Source organism: Dokdonella koreensis DS-123, assembly GCF_001632775.1.
GTDB lineage: Bacteria > Pseudomonadota > Gammaproteobacteria > Xanthomonadales > Rhodanobacteraceae > Dokdonella > Dokdonella koreensis.
This window is the reverse complement of record NZ_CP015249.1, coordinates 1175234-1197029: the sequence shown is the minus strand read 5'-3', so window position 1 is coordinate 1197029 and position 21796 is coordinate 1175234. Positions and strand designations below refer to the sequence as shown.

Here is a 21796-nt window from a genome sequence, read left to right as displayed (position 1 = left end):
CGATGACCGGCACGCTCTACGTCATCGCCGCCGCATCCGGGTCGGGCAAGACCAGCTTGGTCAAGGCGCTGCTCGAGCGCGAACCGGACCTGGCGCTGTCGGTCTCCTACACCTCACGGCCGCCGCGCCCGGGCGAGGTCGACGGCCAGCACTACCATTTCGTCTCGCGCCAGGTGTTCGAGCACATGGCGCAGGCGGGTGCGTTCTTCGAGTACGCCAACGTGCACGGCGACTACAAGGGCACCGCCCGCTCGGTCATCGAGCCGCTGCTGGCGCAGGGTCGCGACGTGCTGCTGGAGATCGACTGGCAGGGCGCCGAGCAGGTGCGCCGGCTGTGGCCCGACACGCTCAGCGTCTTCATCCTGCCGCCGTCGCGCGCCGAGCTGGAACGGCGCCTGCGCCACCGGGCGTCGGACAGCCCCGACCAGATCACCCGGCGCCTGGCCGACTCGCGCATCGAGATCGCGCACGCCCGGGAATTCGATTTCATCGTCGTCAACGACGACTTCGCGCAGGCGGTGACCGACCTGCGCGCGATCTTCGCCTGCCGGCGGCTGCGGCGCGACGCGCAACTGCAGCGGCACGCCACCCTGTTCGACGACCTGCTCAAGCCCGACTGAGCGGGCCGGACTGATCGGGCCGCGCGTTTGGTAGGATGGGGCGTCGCGCCGCGTCCGGCCGCCGGCATCCGCCCTCCTTCCCCGCCTCTCGCATGCCTCTCGCCGATTCCTCCGCCACCGCCGACAGCCCTCTGATCCGCATTCGCGGGCTCAGCACCGTGCTGAACGGCAAGACGATCTTCGACGGTGTGGACCTCGACATCCCGCGCGGCAGGGTGACCGCCGTGATGGGACCGAGCGGCACCGGCAAGACCACGCTGATGCGCCACATCACCGGCCAGCTCGCGCCGGACGCCGGCGAGGTCGTCGTCGACGGCGCCAACGTGCCGTCGCTTTCGCGCGGCGATCTGTTCCGGCTGCGCGAGAAGATCGGCTACCTGTTCCAGAACTCGGCGCTGCTGACCGACTTCTCGGTGTTCGAGAACGTCGCCTTCCCGCTGCGCCAGCACCTGCGCCTGCCCGAGGAACTGGTCCGCAACATCGTGCTGACCAAGCTGCAGGCCGTCGGCCTGCGCGGCGCCGCGGAGCTGATGCCGAGCGAGCTGTCCGGCGGCATGGCGCGGCGCGTGGCGCTGGCCCGCGCGATCGTGCGCGACCCGATGCTGGTCATCTACGACGAACCGTTCGTCGGCCTCGACCCGATCGCGCTCAACCAGGTCGTCAAGCTGATTCGCATGCTCAACGACACACTGGGCCTCACCGGCATCCTCGTCGCGCACGAGTTCTCGGCCGTGCAGCGCGTGGCTGACCAGGTCTACCTGCTCGCCGCGGGAAAGGTCGTCGCGCAGGGCACGCCGGCGGAACTCGCAGCCGGCAGCTCGCCGTGGACGCGGCAGTTCTTCGGGGGCGAGGCCGATGGCCCGGTGCCGTTCCACTACCCGGCGCGCGACTACGCCCTCGACCTCGGCTTCCCGGCGGCCACCGCATGAGCAACGCAAGCAAACCCCGCACGCCGCTCGCCGGCGGCATCGCCCAGGTCGGCGCCTGCGGCCTGTTCCTGCTGTCGATCCTGGCCGCCGTGCCGGCCAGCCTGCGGCATTTCCGCGAGACGGTGCGCCAGGTGTGGTTCGTCGGCGCGATGAGCCTGACGATCATCATGACCTGCGGCCTGTTCGTCGGCATGGTGCTGGGCCTGCAGCTGTACTACGTGCTGTCGATCTTCGGCGGCACCGCCGCGCTCGGCACCGTCGTCTCGCTGGCGCTCTACCGGGAACTGGGGCCGGTCGTGACCGCCCTGCTGTTCGCCGGCCGCGCCGGCACCTCGATCACCGCCGAGATCGGCCTGATGCGCGCCACCGACCAGCTCTCGGCGATGGAGATGATGGCGGTCGACCCGATGGCCTACGTGGTCACGCCGCGCTTCCTCGCCGGCATCGTCGCGATGCCGGTGCTGGCCTGCGTGTTCAATGCGCTGGGCATCTTCGGCGCGCACCTGGTCGGCGTGACGTGGCTGGGCCTGGACAACGGCACGTTCTGGTCGAACATGACCTCCAGCGTCGACGTCTGGAAGGACGTCGCCAACGGCCTGTGGAAGAGCCTGGCCTTCGGCGCGGTGGTCACGCTGATCGCCACGTTCCAGGGCTATACCACGCCGCCCACCAGCGAAGGCGTCGCCTACGCCACCACGCGCACCGTCGTGTTCTCGTCGATCGTCATCCTGGCGCTCGACTTCGTCATGACCGCTTTCCTGATGTGACCGGAGCCCTCTCGTGAGCCAGAAGCATTCCTACCAGTTCGGCACGGGCCTGTTCATCCTGCTCGGCTTCGCCGCGCTCGCCTGGCTGGCGACGCAGACCACCAGCGTGGCCAACTACCGCCAGGGCGACAGCTATACGCTCAACGCCCGTTTCGCCAATGTCGGCCAGCTCAAGCTCGGCGCGCCGGTGAAGGTCGCCGGCGTGCGCATCGGCTCGGTGCGCACGATCGAGGTCGACCCCGCCAAGCTCGACGCCAAGGTGCAGCTGTCCATCGCCCGCCGCTACGACGAGCTGCCCGACGACTCGGCCGCCGCGATATTCACCAGCGGTTTACTGGGCGACCAGTACGTTGCGATCCAGCCCGGCGGGTCGCCCGATGCGTTCAAGGACGGCGACGAGTTCGTGCTGACGCAGTCCTCGATGCAGCTGGAGGACCTGATCGGCAAGTTCCTCGCCACCGGCGGTCCGGAGAAACCTGCCGAGACCTCGCCGCCCGCCGCACCGTCCGGCCCCTGACCTGTCCTTTCCGCGGAGACTGCTTCCTATGTTGCGCACGTTCGGATCGATCCTGTCGACGGCCGTCCTGGTGGCGGCGCTCGGTTTCGCCTCACCCGTCCTGCGGGCCGACCCGGCCACGCCCGAGCAGGTGGTGCAGACCATCGCCGATAGCCTCGACAAGGCCGTCGACGGCCACCAGGCGGAACTGCGCGGCGATCGCGAGAAGCTGATCGACGTCATCGACGACATCTTCCTGCCGCACTTCGACATCGACTACGCCTCGATCCTGGTGCTCGGCCAGAACGCACGCAGCGCCACACCGGAACAGCGCTCGCGATTCGCCAAGGCGTTCTACAAGTCGATCGCCCACCGCTACGGCGAGGGCCTGCTCAACTACACGCGCGGCCGCGTCCGCGTGCTGCCGTTCAAGGGCGACCTCAACGACAAGCGCACCATCGTGCGCACCCAGGTCGTGCTCGACGACGGCAAGCTGCTGGCCGTCGACTACGCGTTCCGCAAGACCCGCGAAGGCGACTGGAAGGCCTACGACGTCATCATCGAAGGCATTTCCTACATCACCAACTACCGCAACCAGGTCACCGCCGAGATCGCCAAGACCAGCCTGGACGCGCTGACCCAGCGCCTGGAGACCCAGGGCGAGAAGGCGCTGGAATCGATGGAAGCCACGCAGAAGGGCAACTGATGGCCGCCTTCGTGATCGAGCGCGGCCCCGACGGCCGCCTGCGGCCGACCGGCCGCATCGACTACGCCAACGCGCCGCAGGCGCTCGCCGACGGCGAGCGCCTGGCCGGCGACGGCCCCACCGCCGTCGACCTGGCCGCGCTCGAATCGAGCGACACCGTCACCCTCGGCGTCCTGATCGCCTGGGCCGCCCGCGCCGCCCGTCGCGGCATGACGCTGCGCTACGCCAATCTCTCGCCGGACCTCGCCGCGCTGGTACACCTGTGCGATGCGGAGCCGTTGTTGCAGGCAGCTTAGATCCCAGCGACGGGCACCGTTACAAGGCCGCGTGCCGTAGCTTTGCGAGCGCCGTGACGTACAGCGACTCCCGGTCCTCGACGATCTACACCCGTGCCATCGGTCTTGCGCGTCACGCTGCCGAGCGCATCGGTGTGGATGTAGGTCGTCACACGTTCGTCTTCTGTGCGATCAGGTGACGGCCCAGGCAGTAGTACTCCGCCGCCTCGACCGGCTACCCCGGAATCATCGTCGTCTCGTACACCAACTGACCCGCCGGCTGTACATCTGCAGGCGGCGCGACGCCTTCCGTGATTCGCAGCCGGCGTCCACTGCCGTCGTACTCGTAGCTCACTAGCGTCGCGCCGCACACTGCCGCGCGCACGCATTTCCTTGATTTAACAGGACATATCGATCTTCATATCAAACTCTCCCGCAAACCCGCCGAAGGTTCGGCCAACCCAGCAAGATGGATATCCCCAAATATGGCAAAAGCCACGTAATCGTCAAAAACATATACGGGTCGCTCAGCTTCATCCGCTGCTTTACCACGTGGTATGTAGCAGAAATCATGCCGGCAAGAGAAAAACAGCATAGCGCCACCAAAAACAGACGCCATCACCTTTTGGGCGGCTGGCACTTTGAAAGCGTACTCGTTTACTAAAATCAGCACAAAAGCTGCCATCAAAAGAAATAATGACAAAGAGGCCAGATTGGAAGTAGCCCTATGATCATCTATAAGCATGCAATTTGACTTTCTCATGATCACCCGCGACAAAGCATTTAGCATCCTCGAATCACAACGCCGTCAACGTATAGAGACGATCGCCCCATCGTCCTTTCTAATTTTCACGAAAAGATAGGACGATCGAATGATCCGATCGGGTGATGAGTACTCCTCACCTGGCTCAACCAAAGCGTTCTTTAGCTTGACCAACCAAACGTCGCCGTTATCCAGAACCTCAACCACATCAGCTGACTAGAATCTATCAACAGGATACCTCTCCTTGACGATCAAAATCACTATTTGACGAGCGAGGCTCTCAGAAATAAGTGGATGCTCATGATTCATCAAAAATATCGAGATGTCTTGTGATTCCATATCGCGCCTAGTTGTTGCGCAACCACACAAACCGAGCAGAAGCGTCAGCCAAATTGATAACCCGACACACGCTCTCATCTCATCCTCACATTGAGCATCATAGATTCATATTTTCTCACCGAGCTCGGCACGCTCCAACCGGCATTGCTGGCGGAACCTCTTCAGGCACACATGATCTGCAACCCACCGTCAGCAATGCCGCTGGGCGGGCGTCTGCGCCTGGCCGCAGGCTCACGCGCGGGCTTGGGTGCAGCAGCCCAGCTATGCTGGGCAGCAGGATGTCGCGACGGCCGATAACTTTTAACCCGTCACTCAAAGCTATCTGGAATCCTTATGAGCTCCATGAAATTAACCTTCCATATGTCAAGCTCAATAGGACTTCCCTCATGGTCGAGATTCAATGAGGCAATTACATCTACCCCATCAGCATCCTTAAAATGAATCTCAGCGGCTTGGCTAGACATCTTCCGATCGGAATCCGCAGAATTGAAACGAAGACTACCCATTCCGCCATCACGCATTGGAATTACTTTCACCTTTTCCAGCCAGTCTGATTCCATATTCACCCCAGATCGTTGCAACAGTTCGCGCACCAATCTACTTTCGGGTTTAGTTAGATTTCTTTCCATGCATCACCTAGGAATTGTGATTCTTCCCACATTTATTATGCCGCCCTCGAGCCTGAAGGCCGTATACGTAATTTCCACGCCGTCGACGGCAATTGACCTATTGAATGGCTTTCCTGCCACGATGAATGCTGAAGATGAGCGCAGATCCGCCTGAATGGCTCGCTGTACCACGTCCCTGTTAAGACCGATCCCCTCCACATGACGAAAAGTATGCGCTAACTGATTGGCGTTCTTTCCAAAGCTAACCGTCTCCCGAGCCAAACCAAGAATTCGCGCCACTCGCCCGGTTATTCTGCCCGGGAGCCCTCCTAGCACCCCGTATTTGATCGTGGCAACCGCTTCCTCGTCTATTACATCCGCCAAATCACTTGATCCTTGCGCCAATTTCGCAGCGGCGGATGGCAACCGCCCAAAATTACGTTGATAGTCAGCATAGATTTCGGCGACGTCATCTTGATGATTGCTCGCACTACCTTGTAGCTGCGGAACACCTCCGCTGTCGCAAACTGACTTGATGTGTGTCCCCGTGCAATCTGCCCGCCCATCCGGATCGATCCGCGTGAATGGGTTATTACTAGCGTACCAGTACCTGTTGAAACTGCTAGGATCCGGCTCTACGGGATCAACGCTCATGAACCGCCCCATCAGCTGGTCGTAGTAGCGTGCTTGGGCATAGGTGATCCGCGTCAGGTTGTCCAACACGTGGCCGGTATACGCCATGCCCTGCGGCCATTGCGGTGCGCGCGTCGTCACTTCCAGCGATTCGCCGTAGGGTTCGTAGATCCGGTCCTCGACGATCATGCCGGTACCGTCGGTCTTGCGCGTCACGCTGCCGAGCGCATCGGTGTGGATGTACTTCGTCACGCCGTTCGTTTTCTGTGCAATCAGGTGGCGGCCCAGGTAGTAGTACTCCGTCGCGTCGATCGGCTGGCCCGGGATCGTCGTCGTCTCGTACACCAGCTGACCGGCCTGGCTGTACATCTGCAGGCGGCGCGTGGTCCCTTCCGTGATTCGCACACGGCGGCCGTTGCCGTCGTATTCGTAGCTCGCCAGCGTCGCGCCGCCGCTGCCGTGCGCACGCACATGGATCATCTGGCTGGCCAGGTTGTACACGCGGTCCTGATCTACGTTGATCAGCCACGCCAGCTTCCGCCCCGTCACGTTGCCGCGCCCCCCACAGTGCCGGACCGCAGGCGTAGAGGCGTACTGACCCTCCACCGGAGGCGTTTTGTAGACCAAGCCCCAACTCGTAGAGCTGATCGTGATCGTCGTACTTGTACTTAAATTTTCGGCCCTTGCCCGACGGGTGCTGCTCGGCGTCCACTGCGCGGTGATGTTGTCCAGCGGGCCAAAAATCCACTATTTTCTGGTCCGCACTAACATGCCCACCGTGAGCACCAAAGCAATATGTAGGAGAAGGACAATAACAAACTCCTTCCATGGCGGATCAACAAAAAATCCACTCCCCCTTGCCTGCAGGGCCAGATACCAGCACACCACAGGCACCACGTAAAGCTGACTTCCCCTGGGAACTCTGAGAACGGAAACAATGCCAGCCACCTGGAAGAAGATTGCTGCTATCACTAGGAGCCAAGATAGGACATTCAACATCACGGCGCCCCGTTCAATATTCTTTGGCCAATCAGTCCTTTCCACCACTGCCAGCCAGATGGGTAGGACAACCTACCAGCAGCAACATCGATAGTCACCGCACTCCCATATGGATACATAGTTCTAGAGCCAGAAAGCCACCAGCTTGACGTGCTACGACCACCAACTATATACCAGACACCCGGCCCGCCCCAACGAGTCACAGTCACGGTTCTACCAAGAACGACGGCGTTCTTGAACACTCCAATCCCACCGGCAGCGCCAACTGCAACACCTGCCCAAACTCCATTTCCGTATGCATCAGACGTCTTATCTACGACATCGTTACTGCCCAAGAGCTCGCGGATATAGTCAGTTAGTCCCAGCGTCAGAGAATCCCCTAATCCCGCCGAAGCATTAACCAATCCTTCTGGAGGAGACGGCGGCTCAATTGCCATGGCAGAGTCGAAGTCGTAAGACGCGGCGACACTCATTCTTTTCTCTATTGTTACCCCGCCGATAAGTCCCTTATTTCCCAAGGATGGACTTACGTTATGTGAGCCGTAGAATCTGGCACTAGACCTGCCCCAGTCCCCCCGCTCCAGCGCACAGGTTGTATCCTTGCCGCACGCCTTGCGTCCATCTGGGTCTAGCATGCTGAATGGGTTGTTGTTGGCGTACCAATATCGATTGAAATTTCCCGCATCTGGCGCGACCGGATCCGGACTCATGAACCGCCCCATCAACTGGTCGTAGTAGCGCGCCTGGGCGTAGGCGATCCGCGTCAGGTTGTCCAGCACATGGCCGGTATACGTCATGCCCTGCGGCCATTGCGGCGCGCGCGTCGTCACCTCCAGCGATTCGCCGTAAGGCTCGTAGATTCGGTCCTCGACGATCCCACCGGTACTGTTGGTCTTGCGTGTCACGCTGCCGAACGCATCGGTGTGGATGTAGGTCGTCACGCCGTTCGTCTTCTGCGTGATCAGGTGGCGGCCCAGGTAGTAGTACTCCGCCGCCTCGACCGGATCACGTTGCCGCTCCCCGGGATACTCATGTGTCTGGGCGCTCCATTTCAATATCTAGGGTGTTGCGAGGTGGCTTGTAATCACATAGAAGCCTCACTATCTCGCCGCATCGAGCCAGACTACTCTATTCCTATGTATTAACTTATTCGCAAAAACGCCCATGCCATCGTCGCAAACTCCGAAAGGCAACCTCCTACCTCTTTCCTCGTACCACAAATAATACTCACCATCTATTTCAGAAGACGGCTGATTGAATGAGGCCCCTTCCACCGTCACCACCTCACCTTCGAGATTCTCAAGCTTGGGAAGCAGCTCATTGGGAAAGGCGATCTTCGCGCACGTTGTTTCCGAGAGCGAGATAACCACCCCCATGCTGGCTGCCCAGGAAACACCTCCAGCACCCCAGTTACTGAACAAAATTCAACGTCTGGGCAACTCTTTCTCTCCGAAACGATGCCCCTTGATGAGCAAGCAGTAAGACAGAGAAAAATAGCGATGACTAGCATCCGGCTTGACATGTCACACCCGAGCCTCCCTTATGTTGATTCCAAGAGTCGATTTGATTGCGTACCGCACCAGCCTCTTTTGTACTCAGAGGCCGCCCACTGATCAATCGCACACGATATCCGACGTTTGTTTTCTCGACTGCAAACGCCCTCCCATCTGCTATTACATAAGCCGTCTTACCTGTTGCTCTAGCCATCCTGCCGTCCTCCGGACCTGGAAGCGGCACATGGTCATTCGGATGCGTGTGTCCCCCGCTCTGGTCGGGCCCGATTTGTGACGGATCATAGAACGCCTGAGTTCTCGTGGTTCCGTCGCTACATTTCACGCAACGCTGCCCAGTCAGGTTAGCCTTCCCTGTCCCCTTCGCACCGGCTGTAAATCCTTGCTCTTCGCTACCTGCCGTCAGGTTAACCACAGTTCCATCGGACAACTTTCCCGACCGGGACGCCTTTGCAACCTGCTTGTCTGTCGCGACCTGATTTTCAGACGGACCTTCCTGACTATCCGTTCCCGTTTCAGAACGAGGTGAGTCGTAGCAGATGTGCGTCCCGGTGGTTTGACTCCCCGAAGATGGACAAGATGCTCTACCATCCGGATCGATATTGCTGAACGGACTGTTGTTGGCGTACCAATATCGATTGAAGTTACCCGCATCTGGCGCGACCGGATCCGGACTCATGAACCGCCCCATCAGCTGGTCGTAATAACGCGCCTGGGCATAGGTGATCCGTGTCAGGTTGTCCAGCACGTGACCGGTATACGCCATGCCCTGCGGCCATTGCGGTGCGCGCGTCGTCACTTCCAGCGATTCGCCGTAGGGCTCATAGATCCGGTCTTCGACGATCCCACCGGTGCTGTTGGTCTTGCGCGTTACGCTGCCGAGCGCATCGGTGTGGATGTAGGTTGTCACGCCGTTCGTCTTCTGCGCGACCAGATGACGGCCCAGGTAGTAGTACTCGGTCGCCTCGACCGGCTGGCCCGGAACCGTCGTCGTCTCGTACACCAGCTGGCCCGCCTGGCTGTACATCTGCAGGCGGCGCGTGGTCCCTTCCGTGATTCGCACGCGGCGGCCGTTGCCGTCGTATTCGTAGCTCGCCAGTGTCGCGCCGCCGACGTGCGCACGCACATTGGTCATCTGGTTGGCCAGGTTGTACACGTAGTCCTGGTCCACGTTGATCAGCCACGCCAGCTTCCGCCGCGTCACGTTGCCGCGATCGCCCCCCAGCGCCGAACTGTACTCGTACCGATGGTACCGATCTTCGCCCATCGGATAGACCAGGTCCTCCACTTCGTACAGCCGGCCGCGCTCGTCGTACTTGTACTTGAAGTTGCGGCCCATGCCCGACGGGAAAATACCGCTCAGCGTCCGTTGCCAGGTGATGTTGTCCAGATCGTCATACTCGTACTCGAAGACTGAGTCCCCGTAGTTCGCCGTGGTCAGGCGGTTGCGCCGGTCGTAGCTCAAGATCCGGTCCTCGTTGTCCGGGAGCTGGTCGTCGATCCTCGTCACATTGCCGTTGCGGTCGTATTGGTAGCTTCGGTTGATCACCGACCCATCCACCGTCTCCCATGGGAGTCCACGCGTGTTCTGCCGGGTCGCATGGCCGATGTTGTTGCCGTAATTGAAACTCGCCAGGCCGCCGTTCGCGTGGTACAGAATGGCGCTCGCGAACGCGCCCACCGTCTTCGGCTCGCCGAGCACGTTCGGGGCGTATTGCACCTGCGTGCCGCCCGGGTAGCGCATCCAATCCAGGCTGCCGTTGGCCGTATACCCGTAGTCGAGCGTGATCGAGCCCCCCCCGTTCCTCCGGTCCCGGTGACGTTCAGCCGTTCCTCCAGCAACAGCCGGCGACGGTTGTACTTGTAGGTCCAGGTGGCATTCCCCGACGCCACCCCCTGAGGCCGGTTGTCCGGCGTCCACGACCGGCTGACCGATGGGCTGCCATCACCGTAGGTCGTCAACGTAAGCCGGTTGCGAACGTCGTAGGTGTGGTCGATCTTCGCCGCCGGCGGCACGGCCGCGGTGTCGCAGCTGTCCAGCGGCAGGTCCAGGCCCGAGGCCTGCCAGTCCAGGTTGCCGGCCCCGTCGTACGCGAACACCGTAGCCCGGCTCTCCGGATCAATGCGTTTGCACAGGCGGTGCTGGTCGTCGTACACGTAGCGGCGTACGCCCGCTGCGGTCGAGCCCCGCGACATCTTCGTCACCTTGCCGAAGATGTCGCGCTCCAACGTGGTGTCTCCTTCCGGATCGTCGATGAACGTCGGAGCGTCCTCGGTCGGCTCGTCAAACACCTGGTAGCTTGTGGTCGTCAGGTTGCCGTTCGGGTCCAACACTTCCTTTCGGAAGCCGCCCAGATAATTGACCGCCGTTACCGCTACTGTGATCGTACCAACCGGATAGAGCTGGGTCTCCGTCGCAGCCGCGGTCGATACAACCCGTCCCAACGCGTCGTACGTCGTAGTCGTACCCACATCCAGCGGATCGGTGGACGAGGCCGGCACCTTGGGGTAGGACTCGAATGTCGTCCGGCCGTCGGCGTCGTATGCCATCCGCACCAGGCGCTGCGTCGTCGTGAGGGTCGTGCCGCCGCCATCGGTGCCATGCCGGTCGATCCGTACCGGCCGCCACAACGCGTCGAAGTAGGTGATCGTCTTCTGAAATCCCTTGATGGTATCGCCGGTGCTCACCGTCTGCTTCCAGTGCGTACCGCTCAGCCCGTGCTCGGTCACGTCCGTGGATGCAAACGTCAGCGTCGTCGGGTTCCACGCGGTCGCGTCACCCGCGGGTGGCGTGATCCGATTCAGCCGGCCGACGTCGTCATACCCATAGGCAACGGTGTACTCGGCGAAATTGTTGGAGGTATCCCGCTGCGTCACCTGACTGATTTCGCCGGTGTCGTTGACCTGTGCCGTGATCCGATCGTTGTTGGCGTAGTCGATCTGCTGCGGGATGCCGCGCTTGTAGTTGCCGTACGTCGTCTGGTGATTCAGCACGTCGCGGCTCCATGCCAAGGTGCCGTCCGTGTGCCAGCCGTAGTTGCGATGCACCTGCCCGAACCGCTTCTGCTGGGTCAGCGTCGCCGTCGTCGGGTCGTACGTGTTCTCGGTCGGCACCTGCCACGGCGTGATGAGGGTGGACTGGCGTGCCTCCACCTTCGCCACTTGGCCCAGGATCCATTTCGCCGTGTTGTCGTGATAGGTCGTCTTCTCCGTGATCGAGTTGTTCGCCACCAGTACCCGGTTGCGCACGATCTCCAGTGGTCGCGCCCGGTGGTCGTAGGTTTGCACCGCCCACTCGAACGTGGTGGCCTGCTGCAGCGTCAGACGCCGCTTCTCCGGGATGATCTGCTCGGCCATGTAGTTGTTGCCGCGCGGCTGGATGCTGTGCCCATAGGGGGCGGGCCAGGGGACCGAGTAGCCGAAGCCGCCCGGCGCCGATACCGGCTGGTACTCGATGGTCACCGTCCGTGCGGCCGTGCCACCCGACACACCGATCTCGGTCTTCAGCAACTGGCCCTCGTTCACCTCGGACCGGATGCCATAGGTGTATCGCGTCACGTAGCCGCGCGGGTCGGTCACCGATACCGTCTTGGTCGTGGCCGAACTGGCAGTACACAATGGACTGGCGCTGCTCCCGCCCGCACCCACCGGATCCCAGCAATAGTCACCCGCCCCGATGTTCTCGTTGTAGGCATACGCCCAGGTGTAGCCGGGCAGGCCTGCTCCGCTGATGGTCTTGGCCGTCAGCGACAGCTCGCTGAATTGCCGCGGCTGCGCAGACCAGCTCCCCGAAATTTCCGTCGAGCCGGGTGGAATAATGCAGTTCCACTTTACCCAGCTACGCCCATGCTCCAGCCGCGTCAGCGCGAACAAACCGGTCGCACCGCTGGGGTGCCGCACCGTTCCCGTATACGTGCCTTGGGTGCCCAGATCGGCGGCGTTGCAATTCGACGGGTCCGTGGCCGTGGCGAGCGGCACGTTGGAGAACTGGGCCAAGGTGAACTCCCAGTACGAGCTGTCCGGCTGGTGCACCTTCCATAGCCGCGATCCACTGTACTGGTACTGCCACGTCCGGGACGGCGAGCCACCCGATTGCGCCGTTACCGACTGCACCAGACCCGACGCATAGGTGAAGTTCAGTGTGCGCGTATCCTGCGGGCTTCCGGCGGCGCCCGTGGAGGAGATACTCATCAACTGAGACCCGCTCCAGGTGTAGGTCACCGTGTTGCCGTAGCGGTCCGTCACCAGCGTCGGCACGATCCACACGTCGAACCGCTGCAGCTTCCCGTTCTCCCCCGTGACCTGTATCGGGGGATAGGCGCTTTCCAGGCCGCCGCGGTTCACCGTGCCGCCGCCGCCCGTCAGCGCTCGCGTCTGGCGCCGGATCATGTGGTTGAAGCGGTAGCGCGTGCCGTCCGGCGTCAGCAGCTCGAAGCCTTCGTCGTTGGGATTGAGGCCGATCGAAATGCAGCGAATCATCCCGCCCGACTTGGTCAACAGCGGATAGCTCGAACCGTCGGTGGGCGCCTGCGTGTTACCCGCCACGCGCTGCAGAATCTCTTCGTCGCCGCTCCCCGGCAGATAGACGAAACTGCCCTGCCAATACGCCACGGGCGAAATCGGCTCGCTGCCACCACCCGGGAGTCCCATCGTCACCTCCGGCGGTGCGCTGAACTGGCTGCAGCGCCGGCTCGTGCTCCCGGTCGTCAGCCAACCCTCCGTGGCGAATACGCCGTGGACGTGCGGTACCTCCAGGTCCCAGTCGCCGAAATGGCGGTTGAACTCGTTGCTCTGCGTAGGGCGGTAGCGCCGGCCGACCGCCACCGGCAGCGCGCTGTTGCCGGGAATGCTCACATCCGTCTGCACGAACTCCAGGCTGCCCGTGTACAGGCTCACCTTGTCGCCGAAGAGCTCCGGACCCAACGGGCTCACCGACTCGTTGCCCCGCAGCAGCTTGCCCTGCTCGTCGTAGATCGAGGTCTCTTTCGGCTGCGCCTGCGCCAGGCTCGACAGCAGCACCAGGCCGAGCATCGGCAACGTGATCGGCGGGTATCGACGAAACGCTGCCAGCGCAGCCTTGAAGATTGATAAGAACGGCGGGGCGCTCACTGCGCGGCGCAGCATGGACATGCAAAGCTCCTTTGCAAGCCCGGATTCGAGATCCATCAGCGATGGCCTGGCACCTTGCGTGCCTCCGGCCTGGCGTCCCAACGGATTCCGACCCGATGCCTTGACGAAAACGTCGGGGCCACCCCCTGTGGGCTTCCCTGCGACGTGGGATCGACCTTAGCCGACAAGCGAGAACGTGAAAAGCACAGCGGTGTGACATCACGTTACGCACGCCCCGGCGCTGAGCACGATCGATGCTCGCCGACATGCGACACACGCGTGGATATGACAACGATCAAAAAGAACGGCTATCGGCCCGCGTGCGAGTGGTGGCCGATCAGCAACGCTACAAGATGCCACCCCACGGACGGACCTGCTCAGCGAGATTCTTCGCTCGCCGTGGCACGCGAGAACGGCGGCCCCTCGACCAGCGCAGCAATCCATCCGCGGCCGAACCAGGCGACAGCGGTGACCAGCGCGGCATGCGCGGCGATCAAGGCCGGCCAGCCGGGCAGCACATCCTGCGTCAGCACGCCATGGGCCAACGCACCGTTCAGGCCGGCCATCCACACGATCACGAACACCAGCGGCAGCAGGTAGAACCAGGAGAACACGCGCGAGCGGCGGTCTGCCGGCAGGCGCCTCCAGATCGCGACCAGCGGGGGCAGCGTGAACGCCAGGGCGATCACGATGGCCAGACCACCCGCGCCGGTCCTGTTCATCGCGTCGCCGGCCATGCGGCGAACGAAGCTGTATTCATCCGCTGTCGCGTTCCCGACGAACACGGTGACCACCTGCGGCACCAGCCGGCCGAAAGGAAGGCTGGCGAAGGCCAGCGTGAAACCCAATGCCTGCGTGCGCGGCGGTGGGCGCCACATCGCGATGGCGCCCAGCCAGAGCACGGCATAGGAGAACAGCGGAGCGGCGATGTCCACCAGCGCCATCCGGGCGGCGCTGCAACCGCGATACGGCAGCACGTTATCGAACACTCGCGAAGCCCAGCCGCCACAAAGCAGGCGCGTGGCCACGGCGTGGACTTGCTCGTGCGCCTCCACCAGCACCAGCGTCAAGGCGGCGAAGACGACGAGATAGCGCGTACTGATGTGGGCGTTCACGCGCGACTCCTCGTGATGGTCGATGGCTGCGGCATGCGCATCTTGCCGGCACGGCAGGCGGCGATACAGGGGCCGTTCGTCATTCGATCGACCTGCCGAAAGTCAGCTCCCGGCTGCCGATGTGCGGAAACCGGCCTGCACGCGCATCGCCGGATACCGTCTATGCCAAGCCCCGCCCGGCACGCGCGGCCGCTGCCGTCCACGAGAATCGGCAATGACGAGATCCTGTTCGCGGAACACCACTTTCCGCCACCGGCACAGCGCCGCGCATGACGGAACGCTCGGGCAGGAGATGCGCCAGCGCCGCGCTTCTTTGGTGATGCCGGCCATATCGCGCGTCGCCCGCGTGCGCCGGACCGGCGCGCACCGATGCGAGGGGGCCATGCCCGATCCAACACGACACAGGGCCCGACAAAAAAGGCGGGCACCACCGTGCCCGCCACATCGGGAAGTCGGCGTCCGGCCCCGAGGCCGGACGCCGGGATGACGTCAGTAGCTGGCCCGCAAGGTCAGGCCCGAGAACGTCGTATAGGCATGCACCATGATGTGGTACGTGCCGGCCGCCGGTGCCGGGATCGTGCAGGTTTCCGTATTGCCGCTGGCCCACGAGCGGCAGGTGTAGGTCGAGGTGGTCGGCGCCGAGCCCAGCCGCACGTACAGGTCACCGTCGCCGCTGCCACCGCTGGTGGTGACGACGAGGCTCGACACGCCCGACGGCACGGTGATCGTGTAGCGCACGGCATTGCCCTGCGTCGCACCGAGGCCGGAGACCGGCACGCCGTTCTGCAGCACGTTGCCGCTGCTGCCGGGCGTGTAGCTGCCGACCAGCGTCACGCCGGAGAACGCCGTGTAGGCGCGCAGCGTCACGTAGTAGGTGCCGGCCTGGACGTTGCTGATGGTGCAGGTCTCGTTGTTGCCGCTCAGGTACGGCCGGCAGTCGAACGTGCCGGTGGTAGTGCCGGGCGCGCTGCCGTAGCGGACATAGAGATCGGCATCACCGCTGCCACCGGAGATCTGGAAGCTCAGGTTGGTGGCTCCGGCGGGCACGACCAGCGTATAGGTCAGGGCCTGCCCGCTGGCGGCGGAGAGACCGGTCACCGGCACGCCGTTCTGCAGCACGCTGCCGCCGCCCCCGCTGCTGACGGTGACGGACTGCGTACGCGTGTGCGTGGCGCCGTCATCGTCGGTGACGGTCAGGCCGACGTTGTACGTGCCCGCTGCGGCATAGGTGCGACTGGGATTGGCCGCGGTCGAGGTGCCTCCATCACCGAAGGTCCACGAACGGCTGACGACGCTGCCGTCGCTGTCGGTGGAGTTATCGGTGAACTGCACGGTCAGGCCGTTGACGGTATAGGTGAAGTTGGCCACCGGTGGCACGTTGGAGCCGCCGCCCATGTCGTTGGCCACCGCCTGCAGCGTGGCCTGCGCGTCGATCAGGCCGAGGCCGCAGCCGCCCGAACAGCTGCCGGGAATCGGCCGGACGTTGTTCTTGATGTAGTTCTCGGCCTGGGTGACGGTGAGCGCGGGGTTCTTCGAGAACACCAGTGCGCCCAGGCCGGCGACGTGCGGCGCCGCCATCGAGGTGCCCTGGTACCAGGCGTAGGCCTCGCTGCCCTGCGTGGTGGTGCCGGTGTTGAGCGTGGACAGGATGCCCGCGTTGGTGCCGCCCTGCCCGCCGGGCGCGGACAGCGTGATGCCGGCACCGTAGTTGGAGTACGAGGCGCGGCTGCCCTGCCGGTTCAGCGCGGCGACCGCGATCACGTTGGCGCAGTTGGCCGGCGAGGCGCTCGACACGTTGGTGTTGTCGTTGCCGGCCGCGACGACGACGATCGCGCCGTTGTTGCGAGCGGTGTTGACCGCCGCCTGGAACGAGCCGCAGGAGCCGCCGCCGCCGAGGCTCAGGTTCAGCACCTTGGCCGCATTGGCGTTGGCCGGCACACCGGAGACCGCACCGCCCGAGGCCCAGACCATCGCGTCGACGATGTCGGAGGTGGAGCCGCCGCACTTGCCGAGCACGCGCACCGGCACGACCTTGGCGCCGAACGCAACGCCGGCCACGCCCTTGGCGTTGTTGGCGGCCGCGGCGACCGTGCCGGCGACGTGCGTGCCGTGCCAGCTCGAATTGGACGCCGGATAGCCGATGCCGCACTCGTTGTTGCCGTACCAGTCACCCTCGTCGTTGGGATTGGCGTCGCGGCCGTTGCCGTCGCGCGCCGTCGTGGAGCTGGAGATGAAGTCGTAGCCGCCGACGGTCTGGCCGCTGAGGTCGCTGTGCGGCGTGATGCCGGTGTCGATGACCGCGACGCGCACGCCGGTGCCGGTGGCGATGTCCCAGGCGCCCGGCGCGTTGATGCCGGCGGTGGCTTCCCACAGGTCCCACTGGCCGGACCAGTTGGTGTCGTTGGGCGTCAGCGTCGCGCGCATCAGGCGGTCGGGTTCGACGTAGGCGACGGCCGGGTTGCGCGCGAAGGCGATCATCACCTCGCGGGCGAGGTCGTCGGCGCGCGTCAGGCGCGTGCGGCTGCCCTCGACCTGCACCAGCTGTGCACCGGTGGCGAGCGTACGCAGGTGCTTCACCTCGGCGCCGGTCAGCGCGGCGACGCGCGCGATGTCGGCCTGCACGGACAGGCTCGAACCGCTCTCGGCGGTGCCCTCGGCATAGGTGACGATGAAACGGCCTTCACTCCCCGGCGCGTCGGCGACACTGAAATTCGCCCGGTCCGCGTACAGCGCCAGCTCCTCGCCGGTGATCTTGACGGCCGCCGCGGCCAGGCCGCTGCCGGCCGCCAGCATCATGCAGGCGACGGCGAGCGCGGTGCGGGTCATGTCACGGGTTGACTTCGACTTCCTCATCAGATGAATCCTCACGATGAAAGGACAGGATGAGCCGCTTGCGCGGCCCCGTCATGAGGCTCCGTCCCAACCGTAGTCGCATCCGCAGCGCAGCCGCGCCCCCTTTCCCCGTCGTGGCCTTGCCGATCTTGCTGCGACGGAAGCGGGCACCCCGAGCCGCTTCCCATCCCTAGTCTCCTGCTCTCCGTACGGTTGTGGATGGGGCGAAGGTAGCGCGGGGGTCCGCCCCCGGATGCGAACTGGTTCAAACTTGCCGACAGGCGCGAAGGCGCCTCCGGTGCGGCGGCCGGCCGCTTTTTTCTACGGTACGCGGCGAACGGCTTAGGGAAAGCGCGCCGGCGAGAACGGCGCCAGGTCGAGCGAGGGTGCGCGTCCGGCCAGCAACTCGCTGACCAGGAGTCCGGTCACGGCCGACAGCGTGACGCCGAGCATGCCGTGGCCGGTGGCCAGGGTCAGGTTGTCCAGGCCCGGCGCGCGGCCGAGGATCGGCTGGTCGTCGGGCGTCATCGGCCGCCAGCCGTACCATTCCTCGACGCGCTGCGGGCCTTCCGGCTCGACCAGGTACTCGGCCGCGCCGCGGCGCAGCGCATCGAGGCGGATGCGGTTGAGCCGCGTGTCGTAGCCGGCGAACTCCATCGTGCTGCCGAGCCGGTAGCCGCTGTCCCAGGCCGTCACGCAGACGCTGCGCTCGCGCAGCACCAGTGGCAGCGCCGGGCAGCGCGCGGGCCGCGTGTAGGTGATCGAGTAGCCCTTGCCGGGCTGGATCGGCAGGCGCAGGCCGAGCTGGCGCGCCAGCAGCGGCGACCAGGCGCCGAGCGCGAGCACCACCTCGTCGCCGGTGTAGTCGCCACGCGTGGTGCGGACGCGGCCGAGGCGCGTGCCGTCGCGCTCGACCGCCTCGATGCGGGCCCCTTCCTCGATCGTCCCGCCGGCGCCGCGCACGATGCGCGCCAGCTCGGCGACGTAGGCATCCGGCCGCAGGTGCGCATCGACGGGATTGAAGTAGCCGCCGGCAACGCCGGTGCGCAAGGCCGGTTCGCGCCGTTCCACGGCGGCGCCGTCGAGCCGCTCGATCGGCACGCCCACCGCCGCGAGCGCTTCGGGCAGCCAGTCCGAGCCGGCGAACGCGGCGGCATCGCGATAGACATACAGCGTGCCGGTGCGCCGGTATTCGCAATCCAGATGCTGGTCGCGCACCAGGCCGGCGATCAGTTCGCACGAGCGAAGCAGCAGCGGCGCCTTGAGGGCGGTCGCGCGACGGAAATCGTCCCAGGTGCAGCGTCCGGCGAAACCGGCCAGCCAGCGCAGCAGCGCCGGGTCCAGGCGCGGCCGGATCCTGAGCGGCGCGTCGGGCGTGAACAGCCATTTGAGCGCCTGGCCGATCACGCCCGGCATCGCCAGCGGCGGCGCATGGCTGGGAGTCAGCGTGCCACAGTTGCCGTGCGAGGCGCCGGCGCCGGGCCGTCCCTGTTCGAGCACGGTCACGCCGCGCCCTTCGCCGAGCAGGTACCAGGCGCAGGCCAGCCCGGCGACGCCGCCGCCGAGGATCAGCACGTCGGCCTTGCGCGCGGCCATGGCGGCGTCAGGCCAGCGCGAGCGGCGCCAGCAGCACGTTCCAGTGCACCAGGAAGACCACCATCGCGATCATCACCAGCACCACCACGACATGCCGCAGCTTGCGCCCGAAGGTCCAGCCGCGCGCGCGCAGTGCCTGCGGCAGCAGCAGCGCCGCCAGCACGCTCAAGGCGGCGGCGACATAGGCGATCACGACCGCGGTGCGGATCGCCGGCGTCGGGTAGGCGAGGATCGCCGCTTCGCCGAGCGCCTGCAGGGCGATCAGCGCGACACCGGCGGCGGCCAGGAACAGCAGCCAGGCGACGGCGCCGAGGTTCAGCACGACCGCGACGCCGCGGCCGTTGCGCGCCAGGCTGCGCTGCGGCCGGCCCCAGCGGCGCCAGCTGCCGAGCAGCACGGCGAGACTGGCCAGCGCGACCACGCCGGCGGCACCGCCGAGCGCGGCGGGCGTCTCCAGGACACCGACACGCCGGGACACCGTATGTCCGTAGGCGTTGGCGTAGCCGGTCACGCGGCCCTCGGCGTCGCGCAGGAACGCGATGCGCTGGCCGTCCTCGGTCGAGCGGAAGATGTCGTCGCCGTCGGCGGCATAGCGCCGCGCGCCCTCGCCGCTGCCGACGACCAGGTAGCCGTCATCGGTGACCGCGACCTCGACCGCGTTGGTCAGCAGCAGCTTCTCCAGGGTGGTGTGTGCGCGCCGCTCGTCGATATAGCTGCCGGCGTAGCGGCCGGCGTTGGCGGCGAAGCCCTGCGGCGGCAGCGGCACCGGCGCGGGCCGCGCGTCCTCCAGGAAGTGCGCGAACACCAGCTGCGGCAGTTCGCGCACCAGGCGCCGGCCGGTATCGGTATTGGCGGCGACGAAGATGCCGACGCCGGCATCGGGCAGCAGCACCATCGAGGCATGGCCGAACAGCGTGGCGCCGTCGTGCTCCAGGCTCTCGTAGCGGCCGAACGGGCGGCGGAAAAAGCCATGGGCGATGCCGCCGACCGCCTCGGCATTGCGCACGTCGACCGTGGTCAGCGTGGCGAAGGTCTGCGGCTTGAGGATCGTCGCCCCGTCCAGCGTGCCGCCGCCGAGCAGCATGCGCATGTAGCGGCCCATCGCCTCGGCGCTGGCCGAGCCGGCGCCGTCCGCGCCGGACTGGCTGATGTACTCGAACGGCTTGGCGACGTAGCCGCCGCCGGACCGCTCGAAACCGGTGGTCCACGACGGCTTGAGCGCGTCGGCGACGGCACGCGGGTCTCCGGCCGGCAGCGGCTCGCGGAAGGTCGCCTGGCGCATGCCGAGCGGTTCGAGGATGCCGGTCTCGACCTGCCGCTCGAAGGTCTGGCCGGCGACGTTGGCCACCAGCGCACCGAGCAGGGCCACCGAGTAGTTGGAATAGACCGCGTACTGGTCGGGCGCGCGCACGCGGCGCGGGCGCCAGGTGCGCAGGTACTCGCGCACCGGCATGACCTGCTCGGGCGCCAGCGCGAACAGGTGGCCGAACACGCTGTCCTCGAAACCGGCGGTGTGCGTCATCAGGTGGCGCACGCGCACCGGCGCGTAGCCGTCGTCGGGCAGCTGCAGGTCCGGCGGCAGGTAGCGGTTGGCCTCGGCCTCCAGGTCCAGCCGCCCCTGCTCGACCAGTTGCATGGCGGCGACGTAGGCGAAGGTCTTGGAGATCGAGCCGAGGCGGAACAGCGTCATCGCCGGGTCCACCGCCCGCGGCGGATCGAGCGCGGCCTGCCCGTAGCCGCGCAGCAGCAGCACGCCGTTGCGGTCGACCACCGCGACCGCCGCGCCGGCGATGCCGTCGCGCCGCAGGTAGGCCGAGACGACGCCGTCCACGTACTCGCCCAATGCCTCAGACGGCAGCGCGGGCGGTGGCGGCACGGCTGGTGTCTCATCCACTGCCGGCGGCGGTGCCGCGGGATCGGCCGGGGGCGCCTGCTGCGCACCGGCCCCGATGCCCCAGGCGAGCAGCGCCCAGGCGGCGGCCAGCGGCCAGCGGCGCGACGGGCCCCGCGCGGGGCGTAGGGGATCGGCAACGGAGCTGGCCCGCATGACTGCGCCTCGCAGCGAGGAAACCGCAAGCGTAGCGCAGATTCAGCTGCGGCTGCGTTTGGCACGGTGCGTGCTTGACTCACGACCGTTTCTCAGGAGGCCGACCGATGACCGTTCCCACCCACGAACTGCTGCTGGCGCTGCGCGCGCCGAACTCCGGCTGGCTCGCCGCCGTCGTCTGCGCGCTGGATGAGGCGATGCGCGACCCCGAATTTGGCCCGGCGCAACGCGCCCTGCTCGGCCGCCTGCTGGAAGCCGACGAGATCCCGGCGCCGGTGGCCGATGCCGCCACGGCTCGCCTGCACGCCTTCGAGAAGGCCGTCCAGTCGCTCTACGACTCGATGCTCGACGCGCTGCCGGCGGTCGAGGCAGAGACCACCGTCCGGCGTCCGAACCTGACAGTTTGTGGCGGCACAGCCGCGTGATTCCCGCGGGCCGCGCCAACGCATGC

At 65.3% G+C, this 21796-nt stretch carries 17 protein-coding genes and 2 pseudogenes; 7 read left to right on the top strand and 12 right to left on the bottom strand.

Annotation, left to right across the window (positions count from 1 at the left end; genetic code table 11):
* Nucleotides 1-2 precede the first annotated feature (2 nt).
* The 6 genes from gmk to I596_RS04635 all read left to right on the top strand — a co-directional run bounded on the left by gmk (nt 3) and on the right by I596_RS04635 (nt 3814).
* Nucleotides 3-620: a guanylate kinase gene (gmk, locus tag I596_RS04660; protein ID WP_067651443.1), complete on the top strand. Its 618-nt coding sequence runs from the start codon at nt 3-5 to the stop codon at nt 618-620.
* 92 nt (nt 621-712) lie between these two features.
* Nucleotides 713-1549 (top strand): ABC transporter ATP-binding protein, encoded by an 837-nt coding sequence (locus I596_RS04655; RefSeq protein WP_067644877.1) that lies wholly within the window; start codon nt 713-715, stop codon nt 1547-1549.
* Nucleotides 1546-2316, top strand: coding sequence for a lipid asymmetry maintenance ABC transporter permease subunit MlaE (mlaE, locus tag I596_RS04650; protein WP_067644874.1), 771 nt, complete (start codon nt 1546-1548; stop codon nt 2314-2316). Before I596_RS04655 ends, mlaE begins: the two co-directional genes overlap by 4 nt.
* A gap of 13 nt (nt 2317-2329) precedes the next feature.
* Nucleotides 2330-2833: an outer membrane lipid asymmetry maintenance protein MlaD gene (gene mlaD, locus I596_RS04645; protein WP_067644871.1), complete on the top strand. Its 504-nt coding sequence runs from the start codon at nt 2330-2332 to the stop codon at nt 2831-2833.
* A 28-nt stretch (nt 2834-2861) separates the two neighbouring features.
* Nucleotides 2862-3518, top strand: coding sequence for an MlaC/ttg2D family ABC transporter substrate-binding protein (locus tag I596_RS04640; RefSeq protein WP_067644869.1), 657 nt, complete (start codon nt 2862-2864; stop codon nt 3516-3518).
* On the top strand, nt 3518-3814 hold the full coding sequence (locus I596_RS04635; protein ID WP_083965371.1) for an STAS domain-containing protein: 297 nt from the start codon (nt 3518-3520) through the stop codon (nt 3812-3814). Before I596_RS04640 ends, I596_RS04635 begins: the two co-directional genes overlap by 1 nt.
* Before the next feature lie 397 nt (nt 3815-4211).
* On the opposite strand, the gene I596_RS18415 is transcribed toward I596_RS04635, so the two are convergent.
* The 12 genes and pseudogenes from I596_RS18415 to I596_RS04605 all read right to left on the bottom strand — a co-directional run bounded on the left by I596_RS18415 (nt 4212) and on the right by I596_RS04605 (nt 21345).
* Nucleotides 4212-4538: a hypothetical protein gene (locus I596_RS18415; RefSeq protein ID WP_150132013.1), complete on the bottom strand. Its 327-nt coding sequence runs from the start codon at nt 4536-4538 to the stop codon at nt 4212-4214.
* Nucleotides 4539-5203: 665 nt separating this feature from the next.
* A complete protein-coding gene (locus I596_RS18410; RefSeq protein ID WP_425478789.1) occupies nt 5204-5524 on the bottom strand; it encodes a DUF6984 family protein in 321 nt (106 codons plus the stop codon).
* Nucleotides 5525-5527: 3 nt separating this feature from the next.
* Nucleotides 5528-6763: an RHS repeat-associated core domain-containing protein gene (locus tag I596_RS04630; RefSeq protein WP_067644864.1), complete on the bottom strand. Its 1236-nt coding sequence runs from the start codon at nt 6761-6763 to the stop codon at nt 5528-5530.
* A 371-nt stretch (nt 6764-7134) separates the two neighbouring features.
* On the bottom strand, nt 7135-8190 hold the full coding sequence (locus I596_RS17995) for an RHS repeat-associated core domain-containing protein (protein ID WP_484481956.1): 1056 nt from the start codon (nt 8188-8190) through the stop codon (nt 7135-7137).
* Between the two features lie 448 nt (nt 8191-8638).
* Nucleotides 8639-10195, bottom strand: a complete 1557-nt coding sequence (locus I596_RS17990) for an RHS repeat-associated core domain-containing protein (protein WP_190278986.1) — start codon at nt 10193-10195, stop codon at nt 8639-8641.
* Nucleotides 10192-13776: an RHS repeat domain-containing protein gene (locus I596_RS18405; protein WP_190278985.1), complete on the bottom strand. Its 3585-nt coding sequence runs from the start codon at nt 13774-13776 to the stop codon at nt 10192-10194. The genes I596_RS17990 and I596_RS18405 overlap by 4 nt, the downstream gene beginning before the upstream one ends.
* A gap of 356 nt (nt 13777-14132) precedes the next feature.
* Nucleotides 14133-14870: a hypothetical protein gene (locus I596_RS04620; protein WP_067644859.1), complete on the bottom strand. Its 738-nt coding sequence runs from the start codon at nt 14868-14870 to the stop codon at nt 14133-14135.
* A 102-nt stretch (nt 14871-14972) separates the two neighbouring features.
* Nucleotides 14973-15254: a hypothetical protein gene (locus I596_RS18400; RefSeq protein WP_150132010.1), complete on the bottom strand. Its 282-nt coding sequence runs from the start codon at nt 15252-15254 to the stop codon at nt 14973-14975.
* Nucleotides 15255-15359: 105 nt separating this feature from the next.
* Nucleotides 15360-16262: pseudogene (locus I596_RS19285) on the bottom strand (pre-peptidase C-terminal domain-containing protein); the annotation flags it as partial.
* Nucleotides 16263-16361: 99 nt separating this feature from the next.
* Nucleotides 16362-17294: pseudogene (locus tag I596_RS19280) on the bottom strand (S8 family peptidase); the annotation flags it as partial.
* A gap of 750 nt (nt 17295-18044) precedes the next feature.
* Nucleotides 18045-19298, bottom strand: a complete 1254-nt coding sequence (locus I596_RS04610; RefSeq protein ID WP_067644852.1) for an NAD(P)/FAD-dependent oxidoreductase — start codon at nt 19296-19298, stop codon at nt 18045-18047.
* 7 nt (nt 19299-19305) lie between these two features.
* Nucleotides 19306-21345, bottom strand: a complete 2040-nt coding sequence (locus I596_RS04605; RefSeq protein WP_083965368.1) for a serine hydrolase domain-containing protein — start codon at nt 21343-21345, stop codon at nt 19306-19308.
* 107 nt (nt 21346-21452) lie between these two features.
* Between I596_RS04605 and I596_RS04600 the strand changes: the two genes are divergently transcribed.
* The gene (locus I596_RS04600; RefSeq protein WP_067644847.1) at nt 21453-21770 is read left to right on the top strand and encodes a hypothetical protein; all 318 of its coding nucleotides are present in this window, start codon (nt 21453-21455) and stop codon (nt 21768-21770) included.
* Nucleotides 21771-21796: the final 26 nt, after the last annotated feature.

Coding starts and splice junctions, on each gene's coding strand:
- I596_RS04635 (WP_083965371.1), top strand. CDS start 3,518: ATGGCCGCCTTCGTGATCGAGCGCGGCCCCGACGGCCGCCTGCGGCCG.
- I596_RS18415 (WP_150132013.1), bottom strand. CDS start 4,538: ATGCTTATAGATGATCATAGGGCTACTTCCAATCTGGCCTCTTTGTCA.
- I596_RS04605 (WP_083965368.1), bottom strand. CDS start 21,345: ATGCGGGCCAGCTCCGTTGCCGATCCCCTACGCCCCGCGCGGGGCCCG.
- I596_RS18405 (WP_190278985.1), bottom strand. CDS start 13,776: ATGTCCATGCTGCGCCGCGCAGTGAGCGCCCCGCCGTTCTTATCAATC.
- gmk (WP_067651443.1), top strand. CDS start 3: ATGACCGGCACGCTCTACGTCATCGCCGCCGCATCCGGGTCGGGCAAG.
- I596_RS04610 (WP_067644852.1), bottom strand. CDS start 19,298: ATGGCCGCGCGCAAGGCCGACGTGCTGATCCTCGGCGGCGGCGTCGCC.
- I596_RS04640 (WP_067644869.1), top strand. CDS start 2,862: ATGTTGCGCACGTTCGGATCGATCCTGTCGACGGCCGTCCTGGTGGCG.
- I596_RS18410 (WP_425478789.1), bottom strand. CDS start 5,524: ATGGAAAGAAATCTAACTAAACCCGAAAGTAGATTGGTGCGCGAACTG.
- I596_RS04655 (WP_067644877.1), top strand. CDS start 713: ATGCCTCTCGCCGATTCCTCCGCCACCGCCGACAGCCCTCTGATCCGC.
- I596_RS18400 (WP_150132010.1), bottom strand. CDS start 15,254: ATGGCCCCCTCGCATCGGTGCGCGCCGGTCCGGCGCACGCGGGCGACG.
- I596_RS04600 (WP_067644847.1), top strand. CDS start 21,453: ATGACCGTTCCCACCCACGAACTGCTGCTGGCGCTGCGCGCGCCGAAC.
- mlaE (WP_067644874.1), top strand. CDS start 1,546: ATGAGCAACGCAAGCAAACCCCGCACGCCGCTCGCCGGCGGCATCGCC.